Raw genomic sequence first — 18,753 nt, forward strand, 5'->3', positions numbered from 1 at the left:
GAGCCCATGAGTATCTTCGATCTGCAACTGGAAACCGAACGTTTAGTCCTGCGCCCGCCACAGGCGCAGGACTTCGAGCCGTGGGCGGCCTTCATCGCCGACGAAGAAGCCTCGCGGTATATCGGCGGCGTACAGCCACGGTCGATCGCGTGGCGTAGTTTCGCTGCGGTCTTCGGGGCGTGGCATCTGCAGGGGTTCGCGTTCTTCTCCGTGATCGAGAAAGCCACCGGACTATGGGTCGGGCGATTGGGGCCATGGCAGCCCGAGGGCTGGCCGGGCACGGAAGTCGGCTGGAGCATCGCACGTGAGCATTGGGGCAGGGGTTTCGCTCCGGAGGGCGCGCGCGCCGCGACCGATTGGGCGTTCGGTCACCTGGGCTGGAGCGAGGTGATCCACACCATCGCCGAAGACAACGTCAATTCGAAGACGGTTGCGGCGAAGCTGGGATCGCGTTTTCTGCGCATGGGTTGGTTGCCCGCGCCGCACGATGAAAAACCGGTCGAGATCTGGGGACAGTCGCGCGAAGAGTGGATATCCCATCGCAACAAGGAGAGCAGGGCATGATCACCGTTTACGGCTATTCGGTTTCCGGCAATTGCCACAAATTGCGCTTGTTGCTGGAACAACTCGGGCACGAGTACCGCTGGGTGGAAATCGACAGCTCTCAGGGCGCGACCCGCACGCCGGAATACCTGGCCAAGAACGCCAACGGCAAGGTGCCGATGCTGGAGCTGGAAGACGGCCGCATTCTGGTGGAATCGAACGCCATCCTCTGCTATCTGGCCGAAGGCAGCCGTTATCTGCCTGCCGATGCCTGGCTGCGCGCGCAGGCGTTGAGCTGGATGTTCTTCGAACAGTACAGCCATGAGCCCTACATCGCCGTCGCCCGTTTCATCTGCGGATGGACGCCGCTGGATTCGCCCCGCCGGGCCGACCTCCCGCGATTGCGCGAGCGTGGGAATCAGGCACTGGCGGTGATGGAAACGCATCTGCAGTCGGCCGAGTGGTTCACCGGCGCCGATTACGGCATCGCCGACATCGCGCTGTTCGCCTATACCGATGTCGCTCATCACGGCGGCTTCGATCTCGCTCCTTTTCCGGCGCTGCGCAACTGGCTGGCGCGCGTGCGAAATCAGTCCGGATTCGTGGCGATGCCGGAACCGCCGGCGGAAAACGCTGCTTTGTTGGCCCATATCGATTGAGCGTGGGTCGGGCTACGCCCCCGACGCCCGGTTCTCCGGGAACGCCACCAATTGCAGTCGGGCGCGTAGGCCCGACCTACGGAAAGACCAATGACCGCCAAGCCCATTCCCGCCCGCATGAAAGGCCTCAACCGCGCCGAAATCTGCGACCAGAACTTCACCGAGTTCGTGCAGGAGTGGAATGGGGTGGCCGACGCGAAACCCGCACCGGGAGAAGCGGTGCTGGAAGGCAGCGCGCTGGACGCGCAATCGTTCGTCGAGCTGCTGGAATCGCAGCTGGTTTCGCGTCATCTGGATCTGATGGCGCGCGTGCTGCGGGTGCAGAACAAGGTCTTCTACACCATCGGCAGTTCCGGCCACGAAGGCAACGCGATGGTCGCGCGACTGACCCGTCACACCGATCCGGCCTTCCTGCACTACCGTTCCGGCGCGTTCATGGCCGAGCGTTTCCGCAAACTGCCGGGCATGGACCCGATCATGGATTCGGCCCTGTCCTTCGCGGCGAGTTCGGAAGACCCGGCTTCCGGCGGCCGCCACAAGGTCTGGGGCTCCAAGCCGCTATGGGTGCTGCCGCAGACCTCCACCATCGCCTCGCACCTGCCCAAGGCGCTGGGCACGGCGGTGGCGATCGAACAGGCCAAGCGCATCGGCCATGTCTCGCCGATTCCCGACGACAGCATCGCCATCTGCTCCTTCGGCGATGCCTCCAGCAACCACGCCACTGCGCAGACGGCCTTCAACGCCGCGGCATGGACGTCGTACCAGAAACTACCGGCGCCGGTGCTGTTCGTCTGCGAGGATAACGGCATCGGCATCTCGGTGAAGACGCCGGGCGGGTGGATCGAGCGCAATTTCTCCAACCGCAGCGACCTGGATTACTTTTATGCCGATGGCCTCGATCTGGCCGAAGGCTATGGCCAGGTACAAGCGGCGGTCGAGCATTGCCGCCGTACCCGCCGCCCGACCTTCCTGCATCTGCGCACTACCCGGATCATGGGACACGCGGGCACCGACTTCGAGATCGAGTGGCGTCCGATCGAGGAACTGGTTGCGGTGGAAGCGGGCGATCCTTTGCTGCGCTCGGCCGCGATCGCGCTGGAATCGGGTTCGTATACGAAACAGGAACTGCTGGCCTTGTACGAAGGCATCCGTCGCAAATGTTTCGCCGCCGCCGACGCTGCGGACAAAACGCCCAAGCTGACGCGCCTGGAAGACGTGATCGCACCGTTGGCGCCGTATACACCGGCGAAAGTGATGGCTGAAGCCACGCGCGCCGACTATGCGGAAAAGCGCCTGCAGATCTTCGGAAGCGAAGAGAAACTGCCGGAAGCTCAGCCGCCGCGGCACCTGGCCATCCTCATCAACAACGCGCTGCACGACCTGTTCTGCAAATACCCGGAAGCGCTGCTGTTCGGCGAGGACGTGGCGCAGAAGGGCGGCGTGTACACCGTCACCAAAGGTCTGCACAAAGCGTTCAAGAACAGCCGCGTGTTCAATACGCTGCTGGATGAAACCATGATCCTTGGCCTTGCCCAGGGTTACGCCAACCTGGGCATGCTGCCGGTGCCGGAAATCCAGTATCTGGCTTATTTCCACAACGCTTGCGATCAGATCCGCGGCGAGGCGGCGTCGCTGCAGTTCTTCTCCAACAACCAGTATCGCAACCCGATGGTGGTGCGCATGGCCGGGTTGGGCTATCAGCGCGGATTCGGCGGCCATTTTCACAACGACAACTCGATCACCGCGCTGCGGGATATCCCCGGGTTGGTAGTCGGCTGTCCGTCGCGCGGCGACGATGCGGCCACCATGCTGCGCACATTGGCAGCCTTGGCCAAGGTGGACGGGCGGGTGAGCATCTTCCTGGAGCCCATCGCGCTGTACATGACCAAGGATCTGTACGAGGCCGGCGACGGCGGCTGGCTGACCGCTTATCCCGCGCCGGATCAGGCGATGGTCTTGGGCGAAGGTCGCATCTATAGCGTGCATTCCGATGACAAGCGCGCCGACGACCTGGTGATCTTCACTTACGGCAACGGCGTGCCGATGAGCCTGCGCGCAGCGCGGGAGATCAATAAAAAGCACGGCTGGAAAGTGCGCGTGGTCGACCTGCGCTGGCTGGTGCCGCTCAATGAGAGCTTCATCGCCGAACAGGCGAAGTCGGCCAAGCGCATCCTGATCGTCGACGAAGGCCGTCATTCGGCCGGTGTGGGCGAGGGCGTGATCACCGCCATCGCCGAAGCCGGTTTCGCCGGTCGTCCGTTCCAGCGTGTGGTGGGCGTGGATACGTATACGCCACTCGCCGGCGCGGCGTTGCTGGTGCTGCCGGGCGATGAGGACATCGTGAAAGCGGCGGATCGCCTTGCCTGAGGCCGGCCTGCACGGCGCCGTCGCGCATGGCTGGCTAGTATCGGTACCTCCCCAAGGAGATCGGCATGGACCAGATCAAGATCGCAGTCATCGTCGGCAGCCTGCGCACGCATTCGATAAACAAGAAGCTGGCGCTGGCGGTGGGGAAGATGTTCTCCGAGCGATTCGTGTTGCAGCGCGTGGAGATCGCCGATCTTCCGCTCTATAACCAGGACTTCGACCACGATTACCCGGCGCCCGGCATCCTTTTCAAGCAAGCGATCGAAGCAGCCGACGCGCTGCTCTTCGTCACGCCCGAATATAACCGCTCCATGCCGGGGGTGCTCAAGAACGCCATCGACGTCGGCTCACGCCCGCCGGGCAGTAATTCATTCGCCGGCAAGCCGGCCGCGGTCATCGGCACTTCGCCGGGCGCGCGCGGAACGGCGCTGGCGCAGCAGCATCTGCGCAACGTGTTCGTCGGTCTGGACGTGCTGGCCATGGCCCAGCCGGAGGTGACGGTGCAGTTCCAGGAAGAGCTGATCGACGAAGAAGGCCGCATTGGCAACGAGCGCACGCAGAAATTCTTGCAAGGCTTCGTCGACCGTTATTCGGCGTGGCTGATCAAGACCTTGGCGGCCTGATCGCTTGCATGCTGATGGACGGCGTAGGCGTAGGAGCGACGTAAGTCGCGAATACATAACAGATCAGTCGCGACTTACGTCGCTCCTACGATTCCTGCGGTTCCTACCGGCTACTAGCGTTGCAGGCCGTCCCGCAACGGAATTTCGCGAAGGGCAATGTCGCCTGCCTGCAGGGGCGCCGACGGGCGGTCCAGTGGCAGGACCGCCAAGGCGAGCGGCGTCTGGCCATCGGCCACGCTGACGAGGGTTCCGATCGTACGTTCTCCATCGCTGACCTCAGCACCAACCGGCAAGGGTGCGTCGCCTTCGAACAATACAAGCCCCCGCTTGGCCTTGCCCAGGAAGTGAGTGCGCGCGACGATTTCCTGGCCCGGGTAGCAACCCTTCTTGACGCTGAAAGCCTGCAGGCGCTCCAGCGACAGTTGCTGCGGCGTCCATTGTTCGCGCTGGCCCGTCGGCAGGCGCGGCAGTCCAGCGTGCAGATCGTGGGTGGTCCAGCGCGCATGCGACTCCGAGTCATACGGCAGATCTTCCATCGGTGCGATAAGCAAGCTGCGCGCCTGATGGTCATCGCCGTAATCGAGTTCTATCGAGCTGCCCTGGAAGCCGATCCGCGCACTTTGCGCCGAATCGGGCTCGCGCAACGCGCCGCCGACCTTCAGGCCGGCCGGCGCCGAGATCTTCAACTTCCGTCGGAATACGAAGCGTTGCAGCTGAGTGCCGAGCTCGCCGGCATCGGTGTCGGGCACCAGCAACAGGATCCGGTCCTCGGCCAGCTTGAGCAGCGCAAACACAGCAATGACGCGGCCCTTGGGCGTCAGCCAGGCGTTCCATTGCCAATGTCCGGGCGACAGGGCAACCACATCGTTGGCGAATTGGGCCTGCGCAAAGGCAGTCGCATCCGGTCCGTCCAGCGCGACCACGGCATGGTCGGGCAGGGCGAAGAAAGGCGCAGCGGAGACGGGCAGGTTGTCAGGCAAAGGGGGGAGGATTAAAATTTTGTGCGTTGCGAGAACAACATGATAGGCGAAACCCCTTCCATTCCCGATCCCGTACCCGGAACACAGCAGCCTGAAAGGGACTCTGTGGAGCAGGAAGCGGTAACACCGAAGGAAATCGGTGGTCGCGACGGTCCCGAGCCGACGCGTTACGGGGATTGGGAGAAAAACGGACGTTGCATCGATTTCTGATCCACCGGTCATCGAGTAACGCCTGCCCAGCCAACGCGGTCCTACGGAGACCGCCCAGCCGAGACAACGAGCCCAGCGAATGGCGACCCGACAACGTCCGCTTTCACCGCACCTGCAGGTGTACCGCTGGCAGATCCAGATGGCGACTTCCATCGTCCATCGGGCCACCGGAATCATCCTCGCCGTCGGCGCGCTGCTCATCGCCGCCGCCTTACTGGCCTTGGCCAGCGGCCCCGAAGCCTGGGATTGCGTACGCAGGCTGGCCGGCTCCTGGTTCGGGTTCGCCATCCTGTTCGGTTGGACCTGGGCCTTCGCCTACCACCTGCTCAACGGCATCCGCCATCTGGTGCAGGATGCGGGCTTCGGCTTCAGCATCCCCGCCTTCATCCGCAACGGCTGGTTGTCGGTGATCGGCAGCTTGCTGCTGACCGGCGCCATCTGGGGCTTCATCTTCTCCCGCGGAGGCTGGCTATGAGCGCGCGTTACCGCACTCCTTTGAAAGACGTGCGCGGGCTGGGCTCTGCGAAGCAAGGCACCCACCACTTCATCGTCCAACGCCTGACCGCCATCGCCCTGGTCGTACTGACCTGCTGGTTCCTGTACTTCGTGATCGGGCTGATGCATGCCGATTACCTGACTGCCGGCGACGCCGTCGCCAAGCCGTGGAACGCAATGCTGCTGATCGCCTTCCTGGTGGCGATGTTCTGGCATGCCCAACTCGGCTTGCAGGTGATCATCGAAGATTACGTGCACAGCCATGCTCTGGCACTGACCGCGCAGATCGCGGTGTACTTCATCTGCATCCTTGGCGCGCTGGCCAGCGTTTTCGCCGTGGTCCGCATAGCATTAGGAAGCTGACATGACTTCGGCCTACAAGATCACCGAACACAAATACGACATGGTCGTGGTCGGCGCCGGCGGCGCCGGACTGCGCGCCACCTTCGGCTTGGCGGCCAAAGGCTTGCAGACGGTGTGCCTGACCAAGGTGTTCCCGACCCGTTCGCATACCGTCGCCGCGCAGGGCGGCATCTCGGCGGCGCTCGGCAACATGGGCGAGGACGACTGGCGCTACCACTTTTACGACACCATCAAGGGTTCGGACTGGCTGGGCGACCAGGACGCGATCGAATACATGTGCCGCGAGGCCATTCCGGCCATCGTCGAACTCGAACACTACGGCGTGCCTTTCAGCCGTACCGAGGAAGGCAAGATCTACCAGCGCCCGTTCGGCGGCATGACCACCCGATACGGCGAAGGCCCGCCGGCACAGCGCACCTGCGCCGCGGCCGACCGCACCGGCCACGCCATGCTGCACACGCTGTACCAGCAGTCGTTGAAGCACGACGCGCGCTTCATGATCGAATACTTCGCGCTGGACCTGATCTTCGACGAGGAAGGCGCCTGCAAGGGCGTGCTCGCGCTGGACATGGCCGAAGGCACGCTGCATCTGTTCCGCGCCCAGGGCGTGGTGCTGGCGACCGGCGGTTATGGCCGCGCGTATTTCAGCGCGACTTCGGCGCATACCTGCACCGGCGACGGCGGCGGACTGGCTCTGCGCGCGGGTCTGCCGATGCAGGACATGGAATTCGTGCAGTTCCATCCAACCGGCATCTACGGCGCGGGCTGCCTGATCACCGAAGGCGTGCGTGGCGAAGGCGGCATCCTGCGCAATAGCAACGGCGAGCGCTTCATGGAGCGCTACGCGCCGCATTACAAGGATCTGGCCTCGCGCGACGTGGTGTCGCGTTCGATGACCATCGAGATCCGCGAAGGCCGCGGCGTCGGCGAAAAGAAGGACCACATCCTGCTTGACCTGACCCACCTGGGGCCGGAAGTGATTCACGAGAAGCTGCCCGGCATCGCCGAAAGCGCGCGCATCTTCGCCGGCGTCGATGTGGCCACCCAGCCGATTCCGGTCATCCCGACCGTGCACTACAACATGGGCGGCATCCCGACCAATTACCACGGCGAGGTGGTGCGCAAGGTCGGCGACAACCCCGATTCCGTGGTGCCGGGTCTGTATGCCATCGGCGAAGCAGCCTGCGTGTCGGTGCACGGCGCCAACCGCCTGGGTTCCAACTCGCTGCTCGATCTGGTCGTATTCGGTCGCGCGGTCGCCAACCGCTGCGCCGAAACCATCAAGACCGGCGGACCGCACAGCAAGCTGGCCGACGACGCCTGCGACAAGGCGCTGTCGCACCTGGACAAGCTGCGCAACGCCAACGGCGGCACGCCGACGGCGGTGATCCGCGACAACATGCAGGCCACCATGCAGAACGACGCGGCGGTGTTCCGCACTTCGAAGACGCTGAAGGAAGGCTGCGACAAGATGGCCGATATCTTCAACTCGTTCGAGGACGTGAAGGTGACCGACCGTTCGCTGATCTGGAACTCGGACCTGTTGGAAACCTACGAGCTGCACAACCTGCTGCTGAACGCGGTGGCCACCATCAATTCGGCCGAACAGCGCCACGAAAGCCGCGGCGCGCATGCGCACGAGGATTTCCCCGATCGCGACGACGTCAACTGGCAGAAGCACACGCTGGTCAACGTGGACGAGAAGGGCCAGTGCAGTTTCGATTTCCGCCCGGTGCACATGTACACGTTGAGCAAGGACGTGGATGTGGTGCCGCCGAAGCCGCGCGTTTACTGATCGGGATAGAAGACAGACATGGCAGAATTTTCGCTCCCGAAGAATTCCAAGGTCCAGAAGGGCAAGCACTTCCCGGCGAAGGGCGCGAAGAATCCGCGCGTCTTCAAGGTGTATCGCTGGAGTCCGGACGACGACCAGAACCCGCGCACCGATACCTACGAGGTCGATCTGGCCGCGTGCGGGCCGATGGTCTTGGACGCGCTGATCAAGATCAAGAACGAGATCGATCCCACCTTGACCTTTCGCCGCTCGTGCCGCGAAGGCATCTGCGGTTCGTGCGCGATGAACATCGACGGCACCAACACCCTGGCTTGCACCCGCGCGATCAGCGACTGCAAGAAGAGCGAGGTGCCGATCTATCCACTGCCGCACATGGATGTGGTCAAGGATCTGGTGCCGGATCTGACCCATTTCTACGCGCAGTACGCATCGATCAAACCGTGGATCCGCACCCAGACCGCGGCGCCGCCGGATCGTGAGCGTCTGCAGTCGCCGGAGGACCGCAAGCAGCTCGATGGCCTGTACGAATGCATCCTGTGCGCCTGCTGCTCGACCTCGTGCCCCAGCTACTGGTGGAACGGCGAGCGCTACCTGGGCCCGGCGATCCTGCTGCAGGCCTACCGCTGGATCGTCGATTCCCGCGACGAGGACACCGGCGCGCGTCTGGACGATCTGGAGGATCCGTTCCGCCTGTACCGCTGCCACACCATCATGAACTGCGCGAGGACCTGCCCGAAAGGCCTGAATCCGGCGCTGGCCATCGCCGAAATCAAGAAGCTGATGTTGGCGCGCCGGGCGTAATTCTTCCTGCTCGTCATTCCCGCGAAGGCGGGAACCCAGTGTCTTTGATCTTGTTACCTGAGACTCAAGCGAAACCTGGAAGATTTCCAGTTATTGCCGAAGTGATCATCAATAGCAAAGTCGCTGGGTTCCCGCCTTCGCGGGAATGACGATTTGGGGAGTTGCGGATGAGCGGAAACGAAATCTTTCACCCCGTGCTGGCTATGGTCGCCCTGACCTTAGTCGTCTGGGTGCGTCTCTATGCCGTGCGCATCCCCGAGATGCGGCGCCTGCGGATCCACCCCCAGGCCGTGGCCACCTCGGCGCAGAAATCCGCCCACCTGGTCGATACCCGTGCCGCCGACAATTTCAGCAACCTGTTCGAAGTGCCGGTGCTGTTTTACCTGGCGCTGATCGTGGCCTACCTGACCCAGCAAGTGACACCGCTGGTGCTTGGGCTCGCCTGGGGCTTCGTTGCGGGTCGTGTGCTGCACAGTTTGATCCAGTGCAGCTACAACAAGGTCATGCATCGCTTCACTGTGTATGTGCTTTCCACCTGCGTGGTGTGGGTGCTGTGGGCGGTGCTTGTGGTGGGCCTGTTGCGCGGATGAGCGAGGCAGACGAGATTGAGCTGAAGCGCCTGCGCTGGCGCTGCCGACGCGGCATGCGCGAGCTCGACCAGTTGTTCGGCCGTTACCTCGACCGCGAGTGGGCGCGCGCTTCCGACGCCGATCGCGGGGTTTTCCTACGGCTGCTCGATTGCGAGGACGATAAGCTCTGGCGCTGGTTCATGGGCTATGAGCAATGTCCCGATGACGCGCTCGCATCACTTATCCAGCGTATTCGTCAGCTGCCGCCTTGAATGGCGTCCCTCGCGCTGGGTTATCGGCGCGCTGCTCGTGCTGGGTATGGTTGCCGCATTCTCCGTGCTGGCCTCTGCGATGCCTCGATGGGCCGCCTGGCCCTTAAGCGGTTTAGTGCTGGCTTATGGTGCGTGGCAGGCGCGTCGGGAGTGGCGGTTGCCCGGCCATGAGTTGTTTTTCCCAGGCAACGACCTTCCGGTAACGCTGGACGGCCAGCCCATCGACAACGTCAAGCTGCAGTGGCGCGGCCCGATGGCTTTCCTGCTCTGGCGGGATCGCCAGGGCAGGCCGAGGCGCCTGTCCTGGTGGCCGGATACGCTTCCCGCAGCCCGCCGACGTGAACTGCGTCTGGCCGCCGGCAGTCTGGATGCTTCGCGGCACCGGCGCGCAATGGCACCATAGCGGCCTATGTTCAAACCCATCCCTGTCGCCATCGGCCTGCGCTACCTGCGCGCCAAACGCCGCAATGGCTTTATCTCCTTCATCTCGCTGGCCTCGATCCTAGGCATCGCCCTGGGCGTGACCGTGCTGATCACCACCTTGTCGGTGATGAGCGGATTCCAGCGCGAGATCCGCGACCGCATGCTGCAGATGACCGCCCACGCCACGGTCAGCGCCGCCGGCGATGCGATGCAGGATTGGCCGCATGCGGTAATGGTGGCTACACAGGACAAGCGGGTCGCGGGTGCGGCTCCCTACGTCGATAGCCAAGCGCTGCTGAAGGGAGCCCGTAACCAGCCTGCGATCGTGCGGGGCGTCATTCCCGCCGAGGAGAAGAAGGTTTCGGTGTTGGCGGACAAGATGAAGCGGGGCAGCCTGGATTCTCTGGCGCCAGGCTCCTTCAATGTGGTACTGGGTCAGGAACTGGCGCTCTGGCTTGGCGTCAGCGTGGGTGACAACGTGGTGGTGATGCTTGCCGACGAGCGCAGCACCCCCATGGGTGCCATGCCGAGCATCAAGCGCTTCAAGGTCAGCGGCATCTTCGAGGCCGGGTACAACGAAATCGACAAGGGCCTGGCTGTGGTCAATATGTCCGACCTGCAGCGCGTGCTGAAGATGGGCGATGGCGTTACCGGCGTGCGCCTGAAGCTGCACGATATGGACCAGTCCTGGAACGTGGCCCGCGATCTGGCAGAAAACCTGCGCGGACCTTACCGCATCAGCGACTGGACCAGCGAGAACGCGAATCTCTACAGCTCGCTGAAAATGGAAAAGACGGTAATGGGAATACTCCTGTCGCTGATCATCGCGATGGGCGCCTTCAATCTAGTTTCCTCGCAGGTGATGCTGGTTACCGACAAACAGGCCGATATCGCTATCTTGCGCACGCTGGGGCTGACTCCGCGCGGGGTGATGCAGGTATTCATGGTGCAGGGATCGCTGATCGGCATCATCGGCACCGTGCTGGGCGTGGTGGGCGGCGTGTTGCTGACCATCAACCTGGAATCGATCCTCGGCCTGATCGAGTCCACCTTCAACATCACTCTGCTGCCGGCCGATGTTTACTACATCACTGGCTTGCCCTACGACCTGCAAGGCGGCGACGTGGCCGTGATCGCGATGATCGCCCTGGTCATGAGTTTCCTCGCCACCTTGTATCCGGCGTGGCGCGCGGCGCGTACCGACCCGGCGGAGGCGCTGCGCTATGAGTAAGTCCTGGGCATTGGAAAGTGGTGTCGGCGGAGGCGCCGCTGGCGAAGTCATGCGCGCCGAGAAGCTGGCTAAGACCTACTCCGAAGGGAAGATGAAGACGCCGGTATTCGACGGCTTGGATCTGTCGGTGCAGGCAGGCGAAACCGTGGCCATCGTCGGCGCTTCCGGCGCGGGCAAGAGCACACTGCTGCACTTGCTGGGCGGCCTGGATACGCCGACCGCGGGCGAGGTTTATGTGGCCGGGCAGAAGATGTCCTCGCTCTCCAATTCCGCTCGCGGGCAACTGCGCAACCGTGCGCTCGGTTTCGTTTACCAGTTCCACCATCTGCTGCCCGAATTCACCGCGCTCGAGAATGTGATGATGCCGGTAATGCTAGGCGGCGCCGACGTGAAGGCCGCCGCGCAGCGCGCCCAGGCGCTATTGGAAAAAGTGGGGTTGGGCCATCGCATAGAACACAAGCCGGGCGAGCTTTCCGGAGGCGAACGCCAACGTGCCGCTGTCGCCCGTGCGTTGGTCAACCAGCCCGCCTGCGTGCTCGGCGACGAGCCCACCGGCAACCTGGACGAGAAGACCGCCGCGACCGTATTCGAGCTGATGCTGGAACTCAACCGCGCCCAGAAGACCAGCCTGGTGCTGGTGACCCACGACCGGCGCCTGGCGCGCAAGCTGGATCGCGTGCTGGAACTGCATGAAGGCCGCCTGCGGGAACTGTCTCTCTCCGACGTCTGAAGCCGATCCTGTTGTAGGGCGGACTTGCTAGGCTGCCTTGCTTGCGATCCCAAATGCAGTTCGCCGATGCCGCTCGGAAAATTTCAAAAATAAAGTCGTCATCCCGGCGAAAGCCGGGACTCAAGCGTCCGTTGTCGGCGAGTTGGGTCCCGGCTTTCGTCGGGATGACGATATGAGGGTTCAGTCGGCGCAAAAAAAGCATCTGCATGGAAAGTGGCCGAACTCGCTCGACGCATAAGCCCTTGCCATCGGGGCTTTCCTACCTGACGCGGGGAGGGACGCCGATAGCGCCGGACAACGGAGGCGATCATCTTCGGCGGCATAGTCCACAACGCCGGGTTGCTATCTCCAGATGTCCCAAGGCGACGGAATTGCCGCAAGTTCATTCGGTGCTACCAACGCTATCGCGTTGCTGGCTGGAGTAGGTGCATGCCTGCTATTGCCGGGCCTGCTTCCTCCGCCGATCCTGGTTATATCGGTCGCCCTCGGCCTGGCGTGGTGGTGGCGCGGACCACGCTGGCGCTGGTTGGGATCGTGCCTGATCGGATTCGGCTGGGCCGGAGTGCAGGCGGCGCTGGTGCTCTCCGCGCAGCTTCCGCCCTCGTGGGAAAAGCGCGACCTGATCGTCGAAGGACGTATTGACGATCTTCCCCAAGCCGAGTTGCGGCGCACGCGCTTCCGATTCCGTGTCGATGACGATGCTGCTCAACCGGAACCCTTGCGCGGAAAATCGCTGCAGCTTTCCTGGTACGACGATTTCGATGCGAAAGAGCCGGGGCCGCGTACGCAACTGCGTGCGGGCGCGCGCTGGAAAATGGTGGTGCAAGTGCGTGCGCCACGAGGGTTGAGCAATCCAGGCGGATTCGACAGCGAACGGCACGCGCTTTCCCAGCGTATCGCCGCCACCGGGTATGTGCGCGAGGCCGGCCGGGCACGCCAGCGGTCGAAACCGGAAGGTATCGACGCTTGGCGTGAAGGCATGTCCGCGCGCATCCAGCGCGCCGTGCCTTCCGCTTCCTCGCGTTACGTCCGCGCATTGGCGCTGGGCGATACGCGCGGACTGGAGGATCGGGATTGGGAGATCCTGCGCGCCACCGGCGTGACCCACCTGATCGCGATTTCCGGTTTCCATGTCGGTCTGGTGGCGGGATTCTTCGCGCTGTGCGCCGCTGGATTGTGGCGATGCGTTCCCCTCTGGGCGCGACGCACGCCACGGCCGCAGATCGCTGGCCTGGCGGGGTTGCTTGGAGCGTTCGGCTATGCGGCGCTCGCCGGTTTCGCATTGCCTACCGCACGAACCGTGCTGATGATCGCAGTGGTGGTGCTGGCCCGGCTTTCGCGGCGTCAGGCAAGAATCGTCGATTCGCTGGCGCTCGCGGTGATCGTGGTGCTGCTTTTCGACCCGCTGTCGGTGCTTGCTGCGGGCTTCTGGCTCAGTTTCGCCGGCGTCGCTTGGCTGGCGTGGTGCTTGCCGCAATCGCAGCATTGGGCGAAAGGGTTCCTGTCCGCACAAGGGGCGGCCACGCTGGGACTGTTGCCGCTGACCGTAGGGCTGTTCGGGCAGGCCTCGGCGGTGGGTCCGTTGGTCAATCTGGTCGCGATTCCCTGGTGGAGTCTGGTCGTGGTGCCGCTGTCGCTGGTAGGTACTGCGCTGGAGGCCATGCATGCGGGCGCGGGTGGTTGGGCGTGGCGTGTCGCCGCATGGTGTTTCGATCTGACCTGGCCGCTGTTCACCTGGCTTGCGGAGAGCCGTTTTTCCTTGTGGTGGCTGCCGGAAGCGGCCTGGTACGCCTTGCCGTTGGCCTTGCTGGGCGCGTTCTGGCTGCTATTGCCGCGTGGCGTGCCAGGCAAGTGGCTGGCCGTACTGCTGTGGTTGCCGCTGCTGTGGCCGGATATGGGATCGCCGAAGCAAGGCGAAGTGGAGCTGCTGGTGATCGACGTAGGGCAGGGGCTCTCGGTGCTGGTCCGCACGGCGGACCACGCGCTGCTATACGACACCGGGCCGGCGGTGCGCGATGGTTTCGATGCCGGCGAGCGTGCAGTCGTACCTGCGTTGCGCGCACTGGGTGTGGCGCAACTGGATCGGGTCGTACTCAGCCATGGGGACAACGATCATGCGGGCGGTTTCGCTTCCGTGAGCGCGCTGCTCCCGATAGGCGAATCGTTGACCCCGGAAGGCTCGCCGGTGCCCGCCGACTCGCCGTGCGTGGCGGGGCAGTCGTGGCGATGGGAAGGGGTGGACTTCCGTTTCTTGCATCCGACGCGGCATTTTCCTTATCTCGGCAACGAAGCCAGCTGCGTGTTGCGGATAGAAAGCAGGCATGGCGCGGTACTGCTGACCGGGGACATAGGCGACGTGATCGAGCGTGAGCTGCTGCGGCGCGATCCCGCCGGCATCCGTGCCGATGTGGTGCTGGCGGCGCATCACGGCAGCGGCGGTTCGTCCGACCCCGATTTCGTGGCCGCGACGGGCGCGCGCCTGGCGTTGGTGTCGGCGGGCTTCGCCAATCGTTTCGGCCATCCCAAACGGGAGGTCGTGAGTCGCTGGCAGGGTCATGGCACGGAAGTGCTGAATACCGCAGACAGCGGCGCAATCCGCCTCTGGCTAGGCAGGCAGGGGCTGCAGGTACGGGAAAGGCGTCGCGACCAGGCCCGGCTTTGGGATGCGGTGAGGCTGAGGGAGGCGGCTACGCTATCCTATCGGCTTGCGAACGAACGGCCCCGAGTGCCGGAGGACTGAAAGTGCTGGAATTGGTCAAGGCCGGTGGCTGGCCCATGATTCCCTTGTTGTTGCTGGCGGTATTGGCGTTGGCGATAGTGATTGAGCGGTTCTGGACCTTGCGGCGCAAGGAAGTGCTGCCCCCCAACCTGGGCGAGGAGGTACGCAGTTGGGCCGCGCGCGGTCAGCTGGATCCGGCCCACATCGAATCCCTGCGCCGCAATTCCCCGTTGGGCGCGCTGCTGGCCGCGGCGCTGGACATGCGCAACCGCCCGCGCGAGCAGATCCGCGAACGCATCGAGGATACCGGCCGGCACCTAGTGCACCGGATGGAGAAATTCCTGAACACGCTAGGCACCATCGCCGCCGCAGGTCCGTTGCTGGGGCTGCTGGGCACGGTGGTTGGCATGATCCAGATGTTCCTGGGCATCCTGGACCATGGCGTGGGCGACGTGAACCAGTTGGCCGGTGGTATCGGCAAAGCGCTGGTGTGCACGGCCACCGGCATGATCGTGGCGATTCCGGCGCTGATGTTCCATCGCTATTTCCGTGGCCGCGTAGCCGGTTATGTGATCGATATGGAGCAGCAGGCCACCGCGCTGCTGGACGCATTGGACGCAAGAGCCGTCGTCACCGCGCGTACCCGGGTGGCTTCGGCCGACCCTGCCGCTGCGGCGACCTTGGGCTGAGTTCGCCGATGCGCATCCGCGACGACCGCGCTCACGACGAACCCGAAATCAACCTGATTCCGTTGATCGACGTCATCCTGGTACTGATCATCTTTTTCGTGATCACGACCACCTTCGACGCGCGTTCCACCCTGCAGTTGCAATTGCCCAACGCGAAAGGCGAACCGATAGCCGATCAGACCAAGTCGCTGAGCGTGCTGATCAATGCCGAGGGCCGTTACTTCGTGGGCGACCAGGAAGTGTTGCGCACCGACATCGACGCGCTCAAGCAGGCGCTGGCCGCCGCCGGGGGCAGCGATCGCAATCGCCCGGTGCTGCTGCGCGCCGATGCGCGCACCCAGCATCAGGCGGTAGTCACCGCATACGACGCGCTGGGACAACTCGGATTCCGCCGCATCCTGATCGCCACCGCGCCCGAGCAGAAGAAATGAACAAGGCGCCGCCGCCGGTCTGGCCGATCTACAAGCGTTTGCTTGGATATACGGGGCGCTACAAGTGGTTCCTTGGCGCGGCTCTGCTGGGCATGATCGTGGAAGCGTCCGCCGGATACGGTTTCGTGCGTTTGATGGATCCGCTGGTCAATCGCGGCTTCGTAAAGCCCGAGCCTTACATGGCGACGTTTCTGCCGCTTGCGATCATCGGGTTGTTCGTGATGCGCAGCCTCGCCACTTTCGTGTCGGACTACGGCATGGCCCGTACCGGACGCAGTGTGGTTCGGGACCTGCGCGAACAGGTACTGTCGAAGTACCTGCGGCTGCCTTCCTCGCATTTCGATACCGAAGCCACTCCGATAATGGTGAGCCGGCTCAATTTCGACACCGAGCAGGTCACCCAAGCCAGCGCGGACGCGTTGAAAACCATGGTGGCCGACAGCCTGACCATCGTTGCCATGGTCGTCCTGATGCTGCAGATGAGCATCAAGGTCACCCTGGCCCTGGTCATCATCGCTCCGTTGATCGGCGTGATCGTGTCGTTTGTGGGCAAGCGCTACCGGAAGATCAGCGGCGGCATCCAGGATGGGATGGGCAAGATGGCGCATAGCGCCGAGCAGTCGTTGTCGGCGCAGCAGGATGTGAAAGTGCATGGCGCCCAGGCGCTCGAGACCACGCGCTACGCGAAGCTAGCCAATCGGATCCTCAGCCTGAACATGAAGGTCGAAACGACCCGTGCGCTCGCTTCGGGCACGGTCCAGTTCCTGGCCGCCTTCGCGCTTGCGGCCATCGTCTGGGTGGCGACGCGCGAAGCGCTGGGCGGCAGGTTGAACGCCGGCCAGTTCGTGACTCTGATGACTTCGATGATGGCGATCATTCCGTCCCTGCGCCGGATCACTAGCATCCAGACCCAGATTTCGCGCGGCGTAGCCGCCGCTGAGCGCCTTTTCAGCGTGCTCGATGCACCCGAAGAGCAGGACCGCGGACAGGTGTCGCTCGTGCGTGCGCGCGGCGAGCTCGTGTTCGATCACGTGAGCCTGAGTTATGCGAGACACGATGGGCTGGTGCTCACCGACATCAGTTTCACCGCGCAGCCGGGCACGGTAACGGCCATCGTCGGTCGCTCCGGCAGCGGCAAGACCAGTCTGGTGCGGCTGGTTCCGCGCTTCTACCAGCCGACGGCGGGCGTCATTACCTTGGACGGCCTGCCGCTGGACGAATACAAGCTTGCGGATTTGCGCCGGCAGATCGCGCTGGTGGGGCAGAAGGTGATGTTGTTCGACGACAGCATCGGCGCCAACATCGCCTATGGCGCGCCGGCAGACCCGGCGAAACTCCGCGCGGCTGCGGAAGCGGCCAATGCCTGGGAATTCATCGAGCGCCTGCCGCAACAAATGGACACCGCGATCGGCGAGAACGGCGCTTTGCTCTCCGGTGGCCAGCGCCAGCGCCTCGCCATCGCGCGCGCGATCCTGCGCGATGCGCCGATCCTGATCCTGGACGAAGCCACCGCGGCACTGGACAACGAATCCGAGCGCCTGGTGCAGAACGCTTTGCAGAAACTGATGCCCGATCGCACCACTCTGGTCATCGCCCATCGCCTGTCCACTATCGAACACGCCGATCAGGTGCTGGTGCTCGATCACGGCAAGCTGGTGGAGCAGGGCACGCACGCCGAGCTGTTGGCCAAAGGCGGGTTGTATTCGCACCTGCACGGCATGCAATTCCGCGAGGCCGAGTGAGCAAGTCGCAGGACAAGACCCCCGCGTATTGGTATGGCGACGCGACGCCTCCGTTGTCCGCGCGCATGCTGGCCGGGCTGTACGGCTGGGTGGTCGCTTTGCGCGCCAAGCTGTTCCGCGCCGGCGTCCTGCGCAGCCGCCGGGTCCCGGTGCCGGTGGTGGTGGTCGGCAACCTCTCTGTAGGCGGTACCGGCAAAACGCCGTTGACCATCGCATTGGTACAGAGGTTGCAGAAGGAAGGTTGGGCTCCAGGGGTTGCCAGTCGCGGCTATGGAAGGCGCAACGAAGCCGCCGCTGCCTGGGTGGAAGGCGGCACTGCGCCGTCCGAGGGCGGCGACGAGCCGGTGCTGATCGCACGGCGTACCGGGGCCAAGGTGCGCGTGGACCGCGACCGCACCTCCGCCGCGCGTGCGCTGGTCGCCGCCGGATGCGATGTGATCGTTTGCGACGACGGCCTCCAGCATTACCGCCTGCGCCGCGACGTGGAGATAGAAGTGATCGACGGCGGACGCCGCTACGGAAACAACCGCCTGCTTCCTGCAGGCCCCCTGCGCGAACCCGCGCAGCGCAGCGCCCAATGCGATTTCCGTGTGGTCAACGGAGGCGACGCCAGCTTTGGCGAATGGTCCATGCAACTGCGCGCCGACAATGCGGTGCCGTTGCAGGGCGGCCGCAGTCGGCCGCTCGCCTCATTCGGCGGCCACCGTGTGCATGCGGTGGCGGGAATCGGCAACCCGAAGCGCTTCTTCGAGATGTTGCGCGGTCTTGGCATAGGCGTGGTGCCGCATGCGTTCGCCGATCATCATCGTTACGTCGCCGGCGATTTCGATTTCGGCAGCGAGTTGCCGGTGTTGATGACGGAAAAGGATGCGGTCAAATGCGCCGGCTTCGCCAATGAATGGTATTACAGCGTGCCTGTGACCGCGGAGCTTCCGGAGGCGTTCTGGGTCGCTCTGTTGGACAAGTTGCCGGAGAAGCGAAGCGGGCAGCCAAGCGAAGCCGGGCTTGTTCAGAAGTAGAATTCGTTTTCCGCGCCCGTCATTCTGCTTGAATCGTCCGTCATCCCAGCGAAAGCTGGGATCCATCTTGATCTTGATTTGGTTCTTCGCCG

Annotated in this window: 20 protein-coding genes; 19 read left to right on the forward strand and 1 reads right to left on the reverse strand. The window is 63.8% G+C overall.

All coding sequences use genetic code 11. The features are described from left to right. Positions 1-6 precede the first annotated feature (6 nt). The 4 genes from J2W94_RS03845 (at position 7) to J2W94_RS03860 (ending at position 4,192) form a co-directional block, all read left to right on the forward strand. Positions 7-564 (forward strand): GNAT family N-acetyltransferase, encoded by a 558-nt coding sequence (locus tag J2W94_RS03845; RefSeq protein WP_310090377.1) that lies wholly within the window; start codon positions 7-9, stop codon positions 562-564. Then, complete coding sequence (locus J2W94_RS03850; RefSeq protein WP_310090378.1) at positions 561-1,202, forward strand: glutathione S-transferase family protein; 642 nt, start codon at positions 561-563, stop codon at positions 1,200-1,202. Before J2W94_RS03845 ends, J2W94_RS03850 begins: the two co-directional genes overlap by 4 nt. Positions 1,203-1,292: 90 nt before the next feature. Then, positions 1,293-3,569, forward strand: a complete 2,277-nt coding sequence (locus tag J2W94_RS03855; protein ID WP_310090379.1) for a thiamine pyrophosphate-dependent enzyme — start codon at positions 1,293-1,295, stop codon at positions 3,567-3,569. A 65-nt stretch (positions 3,570-3,634) separates the two neighbouring features. Beyond that, positions 3,635-4,192 carry an NADPH-dependent FMN reductase gene (locus tag J2W94_RS03860; protein WP_310090380.1) on the forward strand — a complete coding sequence of 186 codons (558 nt, stop codon included), beginning with the start codon at positions 3,635-3,637 and terminating at the stop codon, positions 4,190-4,192. A 113-nt stretch (positions 4,193-4,305) separates the two neighbouring features. Here J2W94_RS03860 and J2W94_RS03865 read toward each other — a convergent pair whose 3' ends face one another. Beyond that, positions 4,306-5,172, reverse strand: a complete 867-nt coding sequence (locus J2W94_RS03865; RefSeq protein WP_310090381.1) for a YgfZ/GcvT domain-containing protein — start codon at positions 5,170-5,172, stop codon at positions 4,306-4,308. Positions 5,173-5,211: 39 nt separating this feature from the next. Here J2W94_RS03865 and J2W94_RS03870 point away from each other — a divergent pair, with 39 nt between their 5' ends. The 15 genes from J2W94_RS03870 (at position 5,212) to lpxK (ending at position 18,661) form a co-directional block, all read left to right on the forward strand. Next, positions 5,212-5,382, forward strand: a complete 171-nt coding sequence (locus J2W94_RS03870; protein WP_310090382.1) for a DUF1674 domain-containing protein — start codon at positions 5,212-5,214, stop codon at positions 5,380-5,382. 79 nt (positions 5,383-5,461) lie between these two features. Next, positions 5,462-5,857, forward strand: coding sequence for a succinate dehydrogenase, cytochrome b556 subunit (sdhC, locus tag J2W94_RS03875; protein ID WP_310090383.1), 396 nt, complete (start codon positions 5,462-5,464; stop codon positions 5,855-5,857). Further along, the gene (sdhD, locus tag J2W94_RS03880; protein WP_310090385.1) at positions 5,854-6,240 is read left to right on the forward strand and encodes a succinate dehydrogenase, hydrophobic membrane anchor protein; all 387 of its coding nucleotides are present in this window, start codon (positions 5,854-5,856) and stop codon (positions 6,238-6,240) included. Before sdhC ends, sdhD begins: the two co-directional genes overlap by 4 nt. Position 6,241: 1 nt before the next feature. Next, complete coding sequence (gene sdhA / locus J2W94_RS03885; protein WP_310090386.1) at positions 6,242-8,035, forward strand: succinate dehydrogenase flavoprotein subunit; 1,794 nt, start codon at positions 6,242-6,244, stop codon at positions 8,033-8,035. 18 nt (positions 8,036-8,053) lie between these two features. Continuing rightward, on the forward strand, positions 8,054-8,836 hold the full coding sequence (locus J2W94_RS03890) for a succinate dehydrogenase iron-sulfur subunit (RefSeq protein ID WP_310090387.1): 783 nt from the start codon (positions 8,054-8,056) through the stop codon (positions 8,834-8,836). Positions 8,837-9,003: 167 nt separating this feature from the next. Then, complete coding sequence (locus tag J2W94_RS03895) at positions 9,004-9,426, forward strand: MAPEG family protein (protein ID WP_310090388.1); 423 nt, start codon at positions 9,004-9,006, stop codon at positions 9,424-9,426. Next, positions 9,423-9,677: a succinate dehydrogenase assembly factor 2 gene (locus J2W94_RS03900; RefSeq protein WP_310090389.1), complete on the forward strand. Its 255-nt coding sequence runs from the start codon at positions 9,423-9,425 to the stop codon at positions 9,675-9,677. The genes J2W94_RS03895 and J2W94_RS03900 overlap by 4 nt, the downstream gene beginning before the upstream one ends. A 79-nt stretch (positions 9,678-9,756) precedes the next feature. Next, positions 9,757-10,080 carry a hypothetical protein gene (locus J2W94_RS03905; RefSeq protein WP_310090390.1) on the forward strand — a complete coding sequence of 108 codons (324 nt, stop codon included), beginning with the start codon at positions 9,757-9,759 and terminating at the stop codon, positions 10,078-10,080. Between the two features lie 6 nt (positions 10,081-10,086). Beyond that, entirely contained in the window at positions 10,087-11,331 is a 1,245-nt protein-coding gene (locus tag J2W94_RS03910; protein WP_310090391.1) for a lipoprotein-releasing ABC transporter permease subunit, read from the forward strand. Then, positions 11,324-12,061 (forward strand): lipoprotein-releasing ABC transporter ATP-binding protein LolD, encoded by a 738-nt coding sequence (lolD, locus tag J2W94_RS03915; protein WP_310090392.1) that lies wholly within the window; start codon positions 11,324-11,326, stop codon positions 12,059-12,061. Before J2W94_RS03910 ends, lolD begins: the two co-directional genes overlap by 8 nt. 352 nt (positions 12,062-12,413) lie before the next feature. Beyond that, positions 12,414-14,801 (forward strand): DNA internalization-related competence protein ComEC/Rec2, encoded by a 2,388-nt coding sequence (locus J2W94_RS03920; RefSeq protein WP_310090393.1) that lies wholly within the window; start codon positions 12,414-12,416, stop codon positions 14,799-14,801. Positions 14,802-14,803: 2 nt separating this feature from the next. Then, positions 14,804-15,469, forward strand: a complete 666-nt coding sequence (locus J2W94_RS03925) for a MotA/TolQ/ExbB proton channel family protein (RefSeq protein ID WP_310090394.1) — start codon at positions 14,804-14,806, stop codon at positions 15,467-15,469. A gap of 8 nt (positions 15,470-15,477) precedes the next feature. After that, positions 15,478-15,900, forward strand: coding sequence for an ExbD/TolR family protein (locus tag J2W94_RS03930; protein WP_310090395.1), 423 nt, complete (start codon positions 15,478-15,480; stop codon positions 15,898-15,900). Continuing rightward, the gene (gene msbA, locus J2W94_RS03935; protein ID WP_310090396.1) at positions 15,897-17,642 is read left to right on the forward strand and encodes a lipid A export permease/ATP-binding protein MsbA; all 1,746 of its coding nucleotides are present in this window, start codon (positions 15,897-15,899) and stop codon (positions 17,640-17,642) included. Before J2W94_RS03930 ends, msbA begins: the two co-directional genes overlap by 4 nt. After that, positions 17,639-18,661 (forward strand): tetraacyldisaccharide 4'-kinase, encoded by a 1,023-nt coding sequence (gene lpxK / locus J2W94_RS03940; RefSeq protein ID WP_310090398.1) that lies wholly within the window; start codon positions 17,639-17,641, stop codon positions 18,659-18,661. The genes msbA and lpxK overlap by 4 nt, the downstream gene beginning before the upstream one ends. Positions 18,662-18,753: the final 92 nt, after the last annotated feature.

The sequence above is a fragment of the Pseudoxanthomonas sacheonensis genome, assembly GCF_031455975.1.
GTDB lineage: Bacteria > Pseudomonadota > Gammaproteobacteria > Xanthomonadales > Xanthomonadaceae > Pseudoxanthomonas_A > Pseudoxanthomonas_A sacheonensis_A.

Bases quoted from the DNA above. Each gene is read 5' to 3' on its own strand.
- J2W94_RS03845 (WP_310090377.1), top strand. From the start codon at position 7: ATGAGTATCTTCGATCTGCAACTGGAAACCGAACGTTTAGTCCTGCGC.
- J2W94_RS03850 (WP_310090378.1), top strand. From the start codon at position 561: ATGATCACCGTTTACGGCTATTCGGTTTCCGGCAATTGCCACAAATTG.
- J2W94_RS03855 (WP_310090379.1), top strand. From the start codon at position 1,293: ATGACCGCCAAGCCCATTCCCGCCCGCATGAAAGGCCTCAACCGCGCC.
- J2W94_RS03860 (WP_310090380.1), top strand. From the start codon at position 3,635: ATGGACCAGATCAAGATCGCAGTCATCGTCGGCAGCCTGCGCACGCAT.
- J2W94_RS03870 (WP_310090382.1), top strand. From the start codon at position 5,212: ATGATAGGCGAAACCCCTTCCATTCCCGATCCCGTACCCGGAACACAG.
- sdhC (WP_310090383.1), top strand. From the start codon at position 5,462: ATGGCGACCCGACAACGTCCGCTTTCACCGCACCTGCAGGTGTACCGC.
- sdhD (WP_310090385.1), top strand. From the start codon at position 5,854: ATGAGCGCGCGTTACCGCACTCCTTTGAAAGACGTGCGCGGGCTGGGC.
- sdhA (WP_310090386.1), top strand. From the start codon at position 6,242: ATGACTTCGGCCTACAAGATCACCGAACACAAATACGACATGGTCGTG.
- J2W94_RS03890 (WP_310090387.1), top strand. From the start codon at position 8,054: ATGGCAGAATTTTCGCTCCCGAAGAATTCCAAGGTCCAGAAGGGCAAG.
- J2W94_RS03895 (WP_310090388.1), top strand. From the start codon at position 9,004: ATGAGCGGAAACGAAATCTTTCACCCCGTGCTGGCTATGGTCGCCCTG.
- J2W94_RS03900 (WP_310090389.1), top strand. From the start codon at position 9,423: ATGAGCGAGGCAGACGAGATTGAGCTGAAGCGCCTGCGCTGGCGCTGC.
- J2W94_RS03905 (WP_310090390.1), top strand. From the start codon at position 9,757: ATGCCTCGATGGGCCGCCTGGCCCTTAAGCGGTTTAGTGCTGGCTTAT.
- J2W94_RS03910 (WP_310090391.1), top strand. From the start codon at position 10,087: ATGTTCAAACCCATCCCTGTCGCCATCGGCCTGCGCTACCTGCGCGCC.
- lolD (WP_310090392.1), top strand. From the start codon at position 11,324: ATGAGTAAGTCCTGGGCATTGGAAAGTGGTGTCGGCGGAGGCGCCGCT.
- J2W94_RS03920 (WP_310090393.1), top strand. From the start codon at position 12,414: ATGTCCCAAGGCGACGGAATTGCCGCAAGTTCATTCGGTGCTACCAAC.
- J2W94_RS03930 (WP_310090395.1), top strand. From the start codon at position 15,478: ATGCGCATCCGCGACGACCGCGCTCACGACGAACCCGAAATCAACCTG.
- msbA (WP_310090396.1), top strand. From the start codon at position 15,897: ATGAACAAGGCGCCGCCGCCGGTCTGGCCGATCTACAAGCGTTTGCTT.